Source organism: Blautia glucerasea (genome assembly GCF_013304385.1).
GTDB classification, from domain to species: Bacteria; Bacillota; Clostridia; order Lachnospirales; family Lachnospiraceae; genus Blautia_A; species Blautia_A ammoniilytica.
Map to the genome: position 1 here is coordinate 1 of NZ_JAAITU010000007.1, position 14,635 is coordinate 14,635.

General features: G+C 42.9%; 11 protein-coding genes, 2 tRNA genes and 1 pseudogene. 12 read left to right on the forward strand and 2 right to left on the reverse strand.

The window, feature by feature from the left end; genetic code table 11:
• Positions 1-322 precede the first annotated feature (322 nt).
• From G5B11_RS04465 to G5B11_RS04485, 5 genes are all read left to right on the forward strand, one after another.
• A complete protein-coding gene (locus tag G5B11_RS04465; RefSeq protein WP_173727029.1) occupies positions 323-754 on the forward strand; it encodes an AAA family ATPase in 432 nt (143 codons plus the stop codon).
• 34 nt (positions 755-788) lie between these two features.
• A complete protein-coding gene (locus tag G5B11_RS04470; protein WP_173727030.1) occupies positions 789-1,604 on the forward strand; it encodes a Yip1 family protein in 816 nt (271 codons plus the stop codon).
• Positions 1,605-1,678: 74 nt separating this feature from the next.
• Positions 1,679-1,903, forward strand: coding sequence for a hypothetical protein (locus G5B11_RS04475; RefSeq protein WP_173727031.1), 225 nt, complete (start codon positions 1,679-1,681; stop codon positions 1,901-1,903).
• On the forward strand, positions 1,866-3,533 hold the full coding sequence (locus tag G5B11_RS04480) for a recombinase family protein (RefSeq protein WP_173727032.1): 1,668 nt from the start codon (positions 1,866-1,868) through the stop codon (positions 3,531-3,533). The genes G5B11_RS04475 and G5B11_RS04480 overlap by 38 nt, the downstream gene beginning before the upstream one ends.
• Before the next feature lie 117 nt (positions 3,534-3,650).
• Entirely contained in the window at positions 3,651-5,354 is a 1,704-nt protein-coding gene (locus G5B11_RS04485; protein WP_158420188.1) for an AAA family ATPase, read from the forward strand.
• Between the two features lie 152 nt (positions 5,355-5,506).
• Here G5B11_RS04485 and G5B11_RS04490 read toward each other — a convergent pair whose 3' ends face one another.
• Positions 5,507-5,713, reverse strand: a complete 207-nt coding sequence (locus G5B11_RS04490; RefSeq protein ID WP_330603070.1) for a nucleotidyltransferase family protein — start codon at positions 5,711-5,713, stop codon at positions 5,507-5,509.
• 168 nt (positions 5,714-5,881) lie between these two features.
• Between G5B11_RS04490 and G5B11_RS04495 the strand changes: the two are divergent.
• The 4 genes and pseudogenes from G5B11_RS04495 to G5B11_RS04510 form a co-directional block, all read left to right on the forward strand.
• A pseudogene (locus G5B11_RS04495) lies at positions 5,882-6,487 on the forward strand (peptidoglycan-binding protein); the annotation flags it as partial.
• A gap of 121 nt (positions 6,488-6,608) precedes the next feature.
• Positions 6,609-7,742, forward strand: a complete 1,134-nt coding sequence (locus G5B11_RS04500) for a ComEC/Rec2 family competence protein (protein ID WP_173727033.1) — start codon at positions 6,609-6,611, stop codon at positions 7,740-7,742.
• Between the two features lie 199 nt (positions 7,743-7,941).
• Positions 7,942-8,026 (forward strand) — tRNA-Leu (locus tag G5B11_RS04505).
• Positions 8,027-8,188: 162 nt separating this feature from the next.
• On the forward strand, positions 8,189-10,117 hold the full coding sequence (locus G5B11_RS04510; RefSeq protein ID WP_173727034.1) for a hypothetical protein: 1,929 nt from the start codon (positions 8,189-8,191) through the stop codon (positions 10,115-10,117).
• 136 nt (positions 10,118-10,253) lie between these two features.
• Here G5B11_RS04510 and G5B11_RS04515 read toward each other — a convergent pair.
• Positions 10,254-10,338 (reverse strand) — tRNA-Leu (locus G5B11_RS04515).
• Positions 10,339-10,573: 235 nt separating this feature from the next.
• Between G5B11_RS04515 and G5B11_RS04520 the strand changes: the two genes are divergently transcribed.
• From G5B11_RS04520 to rpoD, 3 genes are all read left to right on the forward strand, one after another.
• Positions 10,574-11,584, forward strand: coding sequence for a deoxyguanosinetriphosphate triphosphohydrolase (locus tag G5B11_RS04520; RefSeq protein ID WP_173727035.1), 1,011 nt, complete (start codon positions 10,574-10,576; stop codon positions 11,582-11,584).
• 79 nt (positions 11,585-11,663) lie between these two features.
• On the forward strand, positions 11,664-13,460 hold the full coding sequence (gene dnaG, locus G5B11_RS04525) for a DNA primase (RefSeq protein WP_173727036.1): 1,797 nt from the start codon (positions 11,664-11,666) through the stop codon (positions 13,458-13,460).
• 38 nt (positions 13,461-13,498) lie between these two features.
• The gene (gene rpoD / locus G5B11_RS04530) at positions 13,499-14,626 is read left to right on the forward strand and encodes an RNA polymerase sigma factor RpoD (RefSeq protein ID WP_158420195.1); all 1,128 of its coding nucleotides are present in this window, start codon (positions 13,499-13,501) and stop codon (positions 14,624-14,626) included.
• Positions 14,627-14,635 lie beyond the last annotated feature (9 nt).

Genomic DNA, 14,635 nt, shown 5'->3' on the forward strand with positions numbered 1-14,635 from the left:
TTTGAAGAAAATAAAAAGAAAAGAAGTTTTAAAAGAAAAATGGTGCTGGGCATAATCCCCAACACCAAGTTTGTCTACAGTCTGGGCTATGGAGTAAGCCATAGCTTTTTTGTGCTTTTTCTAAAAAAAAATTGAAAAAATATAAAAGAAAAACTTCCACTTAAGAAAAAATGGAAGTTTTTCAGTGCCCTTTTAAAATTTCATTTTGCGTCTATACTAACCGAATATAGAAAATAGCAATACAGCATAAAAATATGGTATACTAACAATGTGAAAGTTATGTATAATAGGTTTTATAAAAGGATTAATAGGAGGCATTTACATGGGGAGTTATCTGAATCCTGGAAATAAAGGATTTCGGGAAAGTTTGAATTCGGAAATATATGTGGATAAAACGGAATTGGTAGAAAAGACTAATGCAGTTCTTGATACCCGTCAGAAGTTCCTTTGTGTCAGTCGCCCAAGGAGATTTGGAAAATCAATGGCTGCGGATATGTTGGCTGCGTATTATGAACGAGGAGAAGATTCGGCTTCATTGTTTGATTTTCTTAAAATCAGTAAGTCGATTTCTTATCAAAAGCATCGGAATCAGCATGATGTTATCAAAGTAAATATGCAGGAATTTTTTAGCATGGCACATAACATGGATGATATGCTGTGTATGTTTCAGCGATATCTTATCTTTGAATTAAAAGATTATTTTGAAAATATCCGGTTTCGGGATGAAAATAATCTGATTCAGGTTGAGAATTGAAATGATAGATTGAAGAGTCATGGGAGGAAGAGATATGTATTGTACAAGATGTGGAAGAAAGCTGGAAGAAGGGGAGGTATGCACCTGCACACAGGATCAAAAGAATAAGAAGGTACAGGAGAAGGCTCCCACACAGCCATCTAACGAGAATCAGAAGGCAGTGGAAACGGCGCAGGAGCAGCCGTCAAAACAGGCAGAATGGCTGCAGGAGAGTGGTACACAGGCACTTAAGTGTATCAAAGAATTTCTTGGAAAAGTGTTACAGATCCTGAAGAAACCTGTTTCAGAAACAGAAAGGCTTGCAGCTGAAAATACGAAAACAACAGGCATGCAATTTATTTTGGTAAAAGCAGCGATCGTATTGATCCTTGTGTTAGTGACTGCAGCAGGAATCAGAAAAGAATACGGTGGTATGATCGAAGTACCATATGCCAGCGTGTTGATCCTTACATTGCTAACGACCATTGGATACGACTGTATGGAAGCACATTTTATGAATTTTTTTGGCAGGGCATTTGGCGGTACTACGTCTGTGAATAACATGTACTGCGTAGTTGGTGTTCGGGCAGTATTTGATTTTGTACTGATAGTGGTTACTGCAATTTTATCTGTTTTTTCAGACAGTCTGGCAGTATGTGTTTATCTTGGGATTATGATGCTGATCCCTTTTGTTCAGTTTGCTTCGTTCAGGGCTGCCATTAATGCAGATGAAAATAAAAAGGTGTATGCCTTTTTTGTATCTAAGCTTTGTAGTATTCTGATTATAGGCATTTTAGTATATCTGATTGGCAAAGATACGTTAAATGACATGATGAGTACGTTGTCTTCCGGGTTCTACAGTGCTTTTTAAGAAAGAAAAAACACACATATAATTCCAACATAAGGAATACAGCTGTAATAAGAATGATCGGGGCTGGAGTATGTATGAAAGATTCTGAACATGATCATGAATATGACTGTGTGGAAATGCTGTCGGAGTCCGGGATAAAGCTATACTTGGAATTTCCGAAACAAGCAGAGGCGAACGATATAAAGGTCCTGCAGGAAGCAAGGGAAATCCTTTCGGGAATGCTGAAAGAAAGCCTGACCCGGTCAAAAGGCGGTTTATTGCATGAAGAAAGTGCGGATCCTGTTAAGAGTAAGCTCTAATCAGCAGCTGGAGGCAGACGGTGATTTAAGCGTGCAAAGGCAGCTGGTGACTGAATACATACAGCAGCATCCGGACTGGAAGCTGGATGCAAAGGAGTATTTTGAAGGAAGTAACAGCGGTTATCAAAATGCTGTTACTGACCGGGATGTGCTGCAGGAAGCACTGGAGGACGCACGAAAGAAAGAATATGATATTCTGGTTGCGTACAAGGACGACCGGATAGGACGCCGTATGTGGGAGATCGGTGCTTATGTGATGTCACTGAAAAAATACGGCGTAGATATTTATACTGTGAAGGACAATTGCATCTCACCGGAATCAGACGATATTATGGGGCAAATGGTGCTGGCACTTCGTTATGGGAATGCACAGAAAAGCAGTTCAGATACCGGCATGCGTGTAAAAGATACTGCAAAAAAGCTGGTACAACAGGGAAAATTTATGGGTGGCAAAGCACCCTATGGATACAAACTGGAACTGTCCGGAGAGATCAGTAAACATGGTCGGGCGCTGAAGCACCTTGTGATCTGGCAGGAACAGTGTGAGGTGGTTCGATTTATCTATGAACAGGCCTTACATAAGGAATATGGCTCTGTAAAAATCGCCAAAATCCTGAACAGCCATGAAAAGTATAAGCACATGGCTCCCAATGATGTGTGGAAAGCCGGAACCATCACCAGTATCCTGACCAATCCCATATATGCGGGGTATACAGCATACAACAGAAGAACCAGGATTGATGGAAAATACCACAAGATCGGTAGTGAGAACTGGATCCTTGCGGCTGCGCCTGATCCTGGTATTTCTATTGTTGATGCAGATGCATGGAACCGGGTTCAGTATATGCGAAAAGAAAGAGCGGACAGAATTGCTAAAACTGAAGACCAGCAGAAACGGGATTCTGTGGTGATCCGGAATCATCTGGGTACTTTAGCCCTTATTGATGTTTTGTATTGCAGCTGCTGTGGGTGTAAAATGACCAATGGCACCCGATATAATTATTGGAAAATAAAGGGCACCAAAGAACAGAGATCCAGTAAGACCAGAGTTTATAAATGTCAGAACAAGGATAGGGGAATACCTCATCCGGGAACAGGGGCATACAGGGCAGATAAGATTGAATTAATTGTTTTTGAGATCATTTCTGAATATGTAGAAAAGCTTCAGAAAAACAAAGATATGGCCGAAGAAATTAAACTTTATAAGCAGTCCGAAAAGAAGACATTAATAGCAGCATTGGAAAAAGAACGTCAGGCGCTGGACAGGATCCAAAAAAGAATTAATGTGATGGAAGATCAGATTCCACAGGCTATGACCGGGGAATATCCATTGTCCTTAGAGGAACTTGTTCCTCTGATAGATAAGCAGAAACAGGCGTGTACCCGACAGCAGAAAATAATTAAGGAAAAAGAAATGATACTGGAAAGCATGGACAGACCCGATTCTGAATGGAAGCTTTCCACGGAAAATGTTCCTACATGGAAGCAGGTATTTATGGGTGCAGATCCCCATACCAAAAGGATTCTGATCAATAAACTGGTAGAAAAAATCCACATAAAGGAGAATCAGATAACAGTACGGTTCCGCATCCTGTTGGAGGAATCTGACAGTTTATTGGCTGAATCATGAGATATGAGCAACGGTCTGCGAACTTTTGCCAGCACTTGCTATTTGACAGGGCAGATGATAAAATTAAGTTATATTTATTTTTATCTACTACTTCAGACGGAAGGAGGGATTACAGAAATGGGAGAACTGTTAAAGCTGCCAGTAGGGATTGATGATTTTGAAAAGATACGTAAAGAAAAGTTTTATTATGTGGATAAAACTAAGCTGATTGAACAGATCCTTGAACAGTGGGGAGAAGTAAACCTGTTTACCAGACCACGTCGTTTTGGAAAAACATTGAATATGAGTATGCTCCAGCATTTTTTTGAGATCGGAACTGATAAAGCTTTGTTTGATGGGCTTTATATTTCAGGTAAATCAAAACTCTGCGAAGAATATATGGGACAGTTTCCGGTAATATTTCTGTCGCTCAAAGAAGTGGACGGACTTACTTTTGCAAGTGCTAGATATCGTTTGACTGAATTAGTGGGTATAGAAGCAGAGCGTTTTTCTTTCCTGGCAGACAGTGATAAACTATCAGAAAATGAAAAAGAAAAGTACAGGACATTGATCAGGCTGTGCGATGGAAAATATTCCATGGGTGAGGAATTACTGAAATCTTCTCTGAAAATATTATCTCAGCTTTTATATAAGTACTATGAAAAGAAAACCATTATTATAATAGACGAATATGATGTCCCATTAGATAAAGCCTTCCAACATAATTATTACAAAGAAATGGTATCATTGATTCGGGGATTATTTGGTCAGGCTCTTAAGACGAATAATGCCCTGCAGTTTGCCGTTTTAACAGGATGTCTCAGGGTATCTAAAGAAAGCATTTTTACAGGCCTGAATAATTTTAAAGTGCTTTCTATTACAGATGCCCGCTTTGATGAACAGTTTGGATTTACTGATGAAGAGGTTATCAGGCTTTTGCATGACTATCATCTGGATGACCATTTAACTGAGACGAAGGAGTGGTATGATGGATATCATTTCGGAAATACGGATGTTTATTGTCCTTGGGATGTGATCAATCATGTAGACCGGCTTCTTGGGGAGCCAGGCGCGGAACCCCAGTCATATTGGATCAATACCAGTGGTAATGACCTTGTAAAAAGATTTATTTCCAAAGCGGATAAAACTACTAGGAATGAGATTGAGCGTCTGATTGCCGGGGAGTCTATTGTGAAAGCTGTCCGAACAGAACTGACTTATGATGAGATAGACGACAGTATAGATAATCTTTGGAGTATTTTGTTTACAACTGGTTATCTTACACAGAAGGGAAAGCCAGAGAGGGATGTTTATCATCTGATTATTCCAAACAAAGAGGTACGGGATGTTTATATCCTTCAGATCAGAGAATGGTTTAACAATACAGTTCTCCATGATACAGAGCCGGTGAGAGAACTTTTGCAGGCATTTGAAAACGGAGATGTCGGAATTATTGAGAAACAGCTTACCAGAATTCTTGGGAACACAATTAGCATTTTTGATACAAAGGCCCGGAGTGAAGAGAAGGAAATCTTTTATCACGGAATACTTCTGGGACTATTAAGGTGTGAATCAAACTGGCTGATCCAGTCAAATATAGAGTCAGGGGATGGGCTTGTAGATATATTGGTTGAGCCGGAAGATCCTGATGCGGGGATGATTATTGAATTAAAGTATGCACAGACATTTGATGGATTGGAAAAAGCATGTGAAAGGGCAATGAGTCAGATACGGGAGCGACGTTATGATGAACGCCTTCGTAACGAGGACAGAAATAATATACTGGCATATGGGATTGCTTTCTGTAAAAAGAAGTGCAAAGTGATCGTTGAAAGAATGTAAAGAATAAATTTTTATATAACAGTGATTGTGAGAAAATGGAGAAGAGAAACTATGATTTGAGGGGGCTTGTCGGCCCCCTCAAATTGACAACACCATCCTTTTTTATTTCTTTATTTAGTTTATTTGAAATTGGCAAATCTGCCTGTACAATATCAAACATTAATAGAGAATTGATTTTTTTCTTTCACATCCCAATAAAAACTGTCAAAATCTCCACCGTATACTACAATATCGATATCGCTTCTTTTGGTGTTAGTACCTCGTGCACGGGAACCGAATAATATAATTCTTGTGACGGAATACTTTCGGGCATAAAAAGAAAGCTCTCTTAAAACCTGATCCGGAAGATCATATCCCATTTTCAGTGAGCTCCATGTCTGATGTAGAATAAGAAATTGTAGTCAGGATTTTTCTATAGAATAGCATATTTGAAAATAATTAACAAGCATGGCTAATCCAATCCTGCATTGCCAATTCCATATCCAATTCCATATATATGCACGGAATGCGCGTGTAATCCTGAATGACTATATAACAGGTGGTACCGGAATAAAGGCTATGATTTTACCATTACTTCATCTACAGCCTATGATCATAAATGGATTCGGGGAAGGAATATTTTTGATTCCATTGAACGGATCGTGGATGAACTTTTTGAAAACTATCTTTCCAGGCCAAATGTGCGTCAGCCGATCCTGACCCAGTATTGTGATGGCCGGAAGGTAGAGTGCCAGAGTCGTGGGTGGATGACGCAATGGGGGAGCAAGGCTCTGGGTGATAGAGGATATTCTGCTATAGAAATCCTCAGATATTTTTATGGGAATGATATGTATATCAATGTAGCCGAGGAAATCTCAGGAGTTCCTGCCTCGTGGCCAGGGTACGATCTGGATATTGGTGCGTCTGGAAGTAAGGTTCTGCAGATCCAGGAGCAGTTAAATGCCATCAGTCAGGCATATCCTGCACTTCCAAGGGTAAATGAGGACGGAATCTATGGACCGCTTACAAAGGCTTCTGTGCGGAAGTTTCAGAACATTTTCGGTCTTCCGGAAACCGGGATTGTGGACTACAGTACCTGGTACAAAATCCAGGAAATCTATGTAGGTGTCACCCGGATCGCAGAGCTTCAATAAAAGAAAATCTGCTGGGATGTACAAATAAAAGAATGAATCAATAATATGTGCGTTTACTATTTTTATTTGTAAAAAACGGTGGTACAATATACGCAAACATAAAAAGGACATGAGAGTACAAATGAAGAAAAAACTGAGAAACGGATTATTGATATTTTTATTCCTTCTGCTTATTCCGCAAATGGTGTGGGCAGGGGATATGCAGGTGCATTTTCTGGATGTAGGTCAGGGTCTGTCCATATTGGTACAGTCAGAAGGAGAGAATCTTCTTTATGATGGAGGTGGCAGGGATGCTTCCAGTTATGTAGTTTCCTATCTGCAAAATCAGGGCGTGCAGCAGTTGGATTATATGATTGCATCTCATTATGATGCAGATCACATTAGCGGTCTGGTGGGCTGCCTTAGCAGTTTTCCGGTAGAGAATCTGGTAGGACCGGATTATGTGCATGATTCCCAGCTGTATACCTCTTTTATGGATAAGGCAAAACAGATGGGATTAAAGATGCAGCATCCATCTGTTGGGGATGTGTATCAGGTTGGCAGTGGGACTTTTACTGTGTTGGCACCGCAAAATGCCAGTGATCAGGATAGTAATAACAGCTCTGTTGTGATCCGGCTGGATAATGGAGAAGACAGCTTTTTATTTACCGGAGATGCGGAGCATGGCAGTGAGGAACAGATGGTATCAGCCGGGCTTGACCTGGAATGCACAGTACTGCAGGTAGGCCATCACGGTTCAGCCAGTTCCACAAGCTGGGATCTTCTTCAGGCAGCAGTGCCTGAATATGCAGTAGTTAGCTGCGGCAGTGGGAACAGTTACGGACATCCGGATGCAGATACCATGGAAAAACTGCAGTCCATGGGGATCCAGGTATTGCGTACGGATAAACAGGGGACAGTGACAGCGTACTCCGGAGGAAACGGGATCACATGGGATGTTTCTCCTTGTGATGATTATACACCGGGGAATCCGGACGATACCGGCACAATGGCAGGCGATGCAGGTGTTGCTGCATATACGTACACACAGGGAGCAACCGAAAACAGCCAGAGCACTGATGCAGATACACAGGATCTGGGGGATGGGAACTCTGATCAGGAAACCGAAGCAGAGCAGCAGGTCTGGATCTCTGCAACTGGAAGCAAGTATCACAGCAGACCAGACTGTGGGAATATGAATCCTTCTAAGGCAGTGGAAATGCCGGTGGATCAGGCTGTGGCACAGGGGTATGAGGCCTGCAAAAAATGCTGGTGACAGCCACCTGGTGTGAGAGAAGATAAATCATAGATGAATAGAAAAATCCGTGTAATAATGATTTTGGTGTTTTGACACCAAAATCATTACAAACATTCTGAGAAAGAAATTCTAAAAATATCTTGACTTCTGAAAAATGATTTGCTATAATTCTATCTGTTGCGAGGGCGAAAGACAAAAAGCCCATGAAATGCAGCATGCGGAAGTGTCGGAACTGGCAGACGAGCAAGACTAAGGATCTTGTGAGCATTGCGCTCGTGTGGGTTCAAGTCCCATCTTCCGCATTAAGATTTAAGAAACCTTTTGGATGTAAAGGTTTCTTTTTTTATGCATTTATTCTTTTTTTAATGGAGAAAATCTGTTATACTTAATAAGTATGACAAAAATCGGGAAACTTAACAGGGTATACATTAGTATACCTGAATAAAAATGGTGGTGTAGAATATTTGAAAGAACAGACAAGAGTAACATTCACAAAGGAGGAACTGGCTGCTAAGGTAAAGGTTCCTGCGATTGTGGAACAGGATTTAAAAAGGATCATCAGTGACCGTCTGGAGCAGTGCGGATTGTATTACCGGGTTTTTTCACGTACAAAGACGGCTGCATCCATGGCACATAAATTTGAATTAAAGGATTATAGTGCTGAGGATAAGAAGCTACAGGATCTGGTAGGAGTAAGGATCAACCTTTATTTTGATGATGATGTGGATATCTGCCAGAATATTGTAGAGAATACTTTTGATGTAGAGGGATGGTCCACATCAGAGCGCAGCGAAGAAGAGTTTAAGCCGACCAAGCTGAACGGGGTATGTAAGCTACCGGAGTATCTTAGATCTGAGATTTCCCCAGAAACGTGGGATATGTGTATTGATGACACATTTGAGATCCAGATCAAAACCATGTTTTTTGAAGGATGGCATGAGATTGAGCATGACATGCGTTACAAGGGTGAGGAGCTTTGGCATAATTATAAGGGATTTTCCAGATACTTTAACAGTATTCTGGCTACATTGGAGCTGTGTGACAAATCTATGGTCACTTTATTTGAGGATCTGGGACATTCCCTTTATAAGTCAGGCAGATGGAGCGATATGATCAAAAGTCATTTCCGCCTGAAGCTTGGAGAAGGAACTCTTTATCCGGAGGTTGCCAGCCTTTTAGATGAGGATAAAGATAAACAGGTAGATAATCTGGCAAAGCGAATTTACAAAACCAGTAAACAGACTTTGGTGGAACAGCTCTTAAAGCGGCCCAAGAAAACACCTATTAATGTAAATACCATTATTGCATTGTTAAATGACAGCCAGTTTCACGACAGCCGGCTGACAGCGATCTTTAAGGAGCGGGACGTATACAATGACGGCCGTGAGGAGATCCCAGGTGAGTCCAGGCATTATGAGATGAAACCATTGATCCGGTATAATGTTTTTCAGATGAATACACGGGTGGATGGAAGCCGGATCAAGGATTCTTCTGCCTGTGATGCTGTTTCTATTTTTCAAAAATCGGCAGATATTATTTATCAGTGGATCGTAGAGAAATATGGCGGCCTGTTTAAGAGCATGCCAAGGGAAACCGTGACCTATCACGCAGATATCCTGGCTTACCATGTGGCTGTGAACTATAATCCGGAAGCACTTCGGATGAATATGCATGTGCGCCATATGGATCTGGAGGTTGGCGGACGTATCTGGTATTCAGAAGCCGGTCTGGAAGTGAAAGATGGACAGGTGCTTCTGAAAGTATGCAACGGATATGCAGATCCGCAAAGAGAGCATTCTGCCCAGGAACCTGGAGTGGTATTCTTCAGTTACCCCGGATATTATAAGTCTATTGTAGACGAGGTGGGAATCATCAGCGGGATTTCCTGCTCCAACCGGCGCAGGATTTTAAAGGAGGATCAGTTTTCCATGCTGGCTGCAGCACTTAAGGATCCGAAGAGGATGTTTCCAGTAGTGCTGGTTATTTCCAGAAGCACACCGGATGGCATGATGGATGAGGATTGGCTGGGGCAGTTCCGTGTATCGGATTTTACAAGAACTGTATGGCGGTATGCCCATGTATTTACCTGCCACGAAAGCACAGGTAAGAAGTTTCTTCATGTTGCAGGAGTTGATCCAAGACAGATTGAGGATATTCCCAGATTATATATTTTCTGGCCAGGGAAAGAGATTGATGATTATGGACCTGAGGATGTGGAGAACTGCAGCTTTGGCCGTCACTTGGAGGCAAGGGGAGACGCCCGTACCTATGATATTGTAAGAGGAGGACAGGCATTTTACCATAAGATCGTTACAGATCTGAGGGAATGGAATGTGTCTGCAGATATGTGGGAAGGCTTTAAGCTGGAGATCCTTACTGAGATTCCTAAATAAAATCCAAAATAAAATCTAAAACAAAATCTAAAACAAAATCCCTGTGGAACACGGTTTTTTAAATTGTTCCACAGGGATTTCTTTTCTTGAAGACAAAAAAAGAAACCTTTCTAATAAAAGGTTTCGAAAATACTAATGCGGAAGATGGGACTTGAACCCACACGAGCGCAATGCTCACAAGATCCTTAGTCTTGCTCGTCTGCCAGTTCCGACACTTCCGCATGCTGCATTTCATGGGCTTTTTGTCTCTCGCCCTCGCAACAAAACGTAGTATATCAAAAGCCCTATGGAAAGTCAACAGCTTTTTTGAAAAAATAAAATAATTTTCAAGATTTTTTTGAAAAAAAGAGGAATTTGCAATTTTGTGTAGAATATAATTAATAAGAGGTTTGTCTCAGTTGATCCGGCAGAGGGTATGTGCTGCCGGGCACATGGTTGTTCTGTGGAGGAAATTGGATGAATATCAGAGAGAGCATGGAACAAAGAGAACGGGAGCTTTTAAGCCCTTATGCTGCTCTAAGCGGTGATTCCAGGGGGCGTGGCAGACCGGAAGAAGAATGTGATGTGCGAACTGTTTATCAAAGAGACAGGGACCGGATCCTGCACTGCAAGGCTTTCCGCAGGATGAAGGACAAGACACAGGTTTTTCTTGCACCGCAGGGGGATCACTACAGGAACCGGCTTACCCATACTCTGGAGGTATCGCAGATCGCACGTACCATTGCAAAGGCATTGCGGCTGAATGAGGATCTGGTGGAGGCCATTGCCCTGGGTCATGATCTGGGCCATACACCTTTCGGTCATGCAGGAGAGCGCGCACTAAACCAGGTGCATCCAGGAGGCTTTGAGCATTGCAGCCAGAGTCTTCGGGTGGTAGAGCTTCTGGAGAAGAATGGGGAAGGACTGAATCTGACCTGGGAGACCAGGGACGGGATCCTAAATCATCGTACCAGCGGTCATCCTTCCACACTGGAGGGACAGGTGGTGCGCTTTGCTGATAAGATCGCCTATATCCATCATGATATGGATGATGCCCAAAGGGCTGGGATTCTGACAGAGGATGATCTGCCAGTTACACTTAGGATGTTTCTTGGGTATACCACACGTGAGAGGCTGAACACCTTTGTACATGATATTATTGAGAACAGCCTGGACCGTCCGGCGATCAGTATGTCGCCTCAGGTACAGGAGGCAATGATGGATCTTCGCAGCATCATGTTCCAGGATGTTTACCTGAATCCTGTAGCAAAGAAAGAAGAATCCAAGGCAATCAAGATGCTTACTGAATTATATCAGTATTATATAGAACATCCGGAAGCTATGTCTGGTGAATACAGGGAGCTGATCAGCAGGAAGCAGGAGTCTGTGGCTCAGGCTGTATGCGATTATCTTGCAGGGATGACAGACCAGTATTCCATGGAAAAGTTCCGGGAAATATATATTCCGAAAGCATGGGAAGTATATTAGCTGGGAGATGACTCCCACCTCTATAGGTGGTGAGAAACAAGCTTGTATCAGTGGTGGGAGTCAATAGAGGAGGATGCACATGCGATATTCTGACGATATTATTGAAGAAGTCAGGATGAAAAATGATATTGTGGATGTGGTTTCACAATATGTGAAACTTACCAGGAAAGGCAGCTCTTATTTTGGACTGTGTCCATTCCACAATGAGAAAACGCCTTCCTTTTCTGTTACGCCATCCAAGCAGATGTATTACTGCTTTGGTTGTGGTGCAGGAGGAAACGTATTTAATTTTGTAATGGAATATGAGAATTATTCCTTTGGTGAGGCTCTTTCCCATCTGGCAGACCGGGCGGGGGTACAGCTTCCAAGGATCGAATATTCCAGCGAAGCCAGGGAAAAGGCAAAGCAGAGGGAGACTCTTCTTGAGATCAACCGGCAGGCTGCCCAGTATTTTTATTATCAGCTTCGCAGAGAAAGCGGACAGATCGGTTATCGATATCTTACGGACAGAGGATTAAGTGATGAAACCATCCGGAAATTTGGCCTTGGGTACTCGGACAAGTTCAGCGATGACCTTTACAAATTTCTGAAAGGCAAGGGATATGGTGACGATCAGCTGCGGGACAGCGGTCTGTTTAATGTGGATGAGCGTCATGGAATGTATGACAAATTCTGGAACCGAGTTATTTTCCCAATTATGGATGTGAATAACCGGGTGATTGGTTTTGGCGGCAGGGTCATGGGAGATGGAAAGCCCAAGTACCTGAATTCCCCGGAGACAAAGATCTTTGACAAAAGCCGTAACCTGTATGGGCTGAATGTGGCTCGTACATCCAGAAAGCCATATCTGATCCTGTGCGAAGGTTATATGGATGTGATCTCCATGCATCAGTCAGGCTTTACCAACGCAGTGGCGTCCCTTGGAACCTCGCTTACTTCCGGGCACGCCAGCCTTCTAAAGCGCTACACCCAGGAGGTGCTGCTTTTGTATGACAGTGATGAGGCAGGAGTGAAGGCAGCATTACGTGCCATTCCCATATTGCGGGAAGCAGGGATCAATTCCAGAGTTGTGGATCTGAAGCCTCACAAGGATCCGGATGAATTTATCAAGACAGAAGGAGCAGAGGCCTTTCAGCAGAGGCTGGATCAGGCAAGAGACAGCTTTATGTTCCGGGTGAGCGTATCAGAGAAGGATTTCCCTATGGAGGAGCCGCAGGGACAGAATCGTTTCTTTGAACGGTGTGCACGTCTTCTTCTGGAATTATCGGATGAGCTTGAGCGGAATCTTTACATAGAAGCCATTGTCAGGCAGTATCACAGATATGGGATCAGCGTGGAGGATCTCCGCAAAAGAGTAAATACCCTGGCTATGAAGGGAACGCCTATAGAGCAGCGGCAGCAGCCAAAGACTGTGGAAGCCCGTCAGGCACAGAAGAAGGAATCTGCAGCAGATAAGGCTCAGAAACTGATGCTGACCTGGCTTGTAACTTATCCAGGGATTTTTGATACAGTTGAGAAATATCTGTCTCCGGGGGATTTTATCGTTCCTTTATATCATGAAGTGGCAGAAATGCTTTTTGAACAGCATGCCCAGGGAGATGTGAATCCGGCACGGCTGCTGAACAGCTTTACTGACAGCGAAGAGCAGCGAGAGGTAGCATCACTTTTTAATGCAACCATCCATCTGGAAACAATGGAAGAGCAGGAACGGGCATTTAGCGACACTCTGATCCGTATTAAGCAGGAAAGTCTTGCAGAAAAAAATAAAAACTGGGATCCTACAGACATGGCCGGGTTGCAAGAACTTGTAAAGGCCAAGAAGGAACTGGAGGATCTGGGAAGAAAAAGACAGCAGCTGCATATTTCCTTTGAATAAGGATAAAATATAAACACTATATGGAGGTTAAAACACCTATGGAAATGAATATGGGCAAATTCAGTGAGAAACTTGTAGAGCTTCTGGAACTTGCAAAAAAGAAAAAAAATGTGCTGGAATATCAGGAAATCAGTGACTTTTTCAAAGACCAGCCACTGGATGTGGATCAGATGGAAAAGGTTTTTGATTTTCTGGAGGCCAGTGGTGTAGATGTTCTCCGTATCACTGGAAACAGCGGAGAAGACATGATCCTTGATGATGATGTGGATATTGACGGCCTGGATGATGAGGAAGAAGTGGAATTGGACAAGATCGACCTTTCGGTACCTGAAGGGGTAAGCATTGAGGATCCGGTCCGCATGTATCTGAAAGAGATCGGCAAAGTGCCTCTTCTTACAGCAGAAGAGGAAATCGAACTGGCAAAAAAAATGGAACAGGGAGATGAAGATGCTAAGAAAAGACTGGCAGAGGCTAACCTGCGTCTTGTGGTCAGTATTGCAAAGCGTTATGTAGGTCGGGGAATGCTGTTCCTTGATCTGATCCAGGAGGGAAATCTTGGACTGATCAAGGCAGTTGAGAAATTTGACTACAGAAAAGGCTATAAGTTCAGTACGTATGCTACCTGGTGGATCCGTCAGGCGATCACCAGAGCCATTGCAGACCAGGCAAGAACTATCCGTATTCCTGTTCACATGGTAGAGACCATTAACAAGCTGATCCGTGTTTCCAGACAGCTGCTTCAGGAGCTGGGACGGGAACCTACCCCGGAAGAGATTGCAGAAGAGATGGACATGTCTGTAGAACGAGTGCGTGAGATTCTGAAGATTTCCCAGGAACCAGTATCTTTGGAGACACCAATCGGTGAGGAAGAGGACAGTCATCTGGGTGATTTTATTCAGGATGATAATGTGCCTGTTCCTGCAGATGCAGCAGCCTTCACCCTTCTTAAGGAGCAGCTGGTAGAAGTTCTGGGAACCCTTACCGAAAGAGAGCAGAAAGTGCTTAGACTTCGTTTCGGATTGGATGACGGCCGTGCAAGAACATTGGAAGAGGTTGGCAAGGAGTTTAATGTTACCAGAGAGCGTATCCGCCAGATCGAGGCAAAGGCCCTTAGAAAGCTTCGCCACCCAAGCCGTAGCCGTAAATTAAAAGATTATTTGGATTGATCAGGAGAA

Excerpts from the sequence above, each read along its gene's own strand:
- rpoD (WP_158420195.1), top strand. The coding sequence starts at position 13,499 with ATGGAAATGAATATGGGCAAATTCAGTGAGAAACTTGTAGAGCTTCTG.
- G5B11_RS04465 (WP_173727029.1), top strand. The coding sequence starts at position 323 with ATGGGGAGTTATCTGAATCCTGGAAATAAAGGATTTCGGGAAAGTTTG.
- G5B11_RS04475 (WP_173727031.1), top strand. The coding sequence starts at position 1,679 with ATGAAAGATTCTGAACATGATCATGAATATGACTGTGTGGAAATGCTG.
- G5B11_RS04520 (WP_173727035.1), top strand. The coding sequence starts at position 10,574 with ATGAATATCAGAGAGAGCATGGAACAAAGAGAACGGGAGCTTTTAAGC.
- G5B11_RS04485 (WP_158420188.1), top strand. The coding sequence starts at position 3,651 with ATGGGAGAACTGTTAAAGCTGCCAGTAGGGATTGATGATTTTGAAAAG.
- G5B11_RS04500 (WP_173727033.1), top strand. The coding sequence starts at position 6,609 with ATGAAGAAAAAACTGAGAAACGGATTATTGATATTTTTATTCCTTCTG.
- G5B11_RS04480 (WP_173727032.1), top strand. The coding sequence starts at position 1,866 with ATGAAGAAAGTGCGGATCCTGTTAAGAGTAAGCTCTAATCAGCAGCTG.
- G5B11_RS04490 (WP_330603070.1), bottom strand. The coding sequence starts at position 5,713 with ATGGGATATGATCTTCCGGATCAGGTTTTAAGAGAGCTTTCTTTTTAT.
- G5B11_RS04470 (WP_173727030.1), top strand. The coding sequence starts at position 789 with ATGTATTGTACAAGATGTGGAAGAAAGCTGGAAGAAGGGGAGGTATGC.
- dnaG (WP_173727036.1), top strand. The coding sequence starts at position 11,664 with ATGCGATATTCTGACGATATTATTGAAGAAGTCAGGATGAAAAATGAT.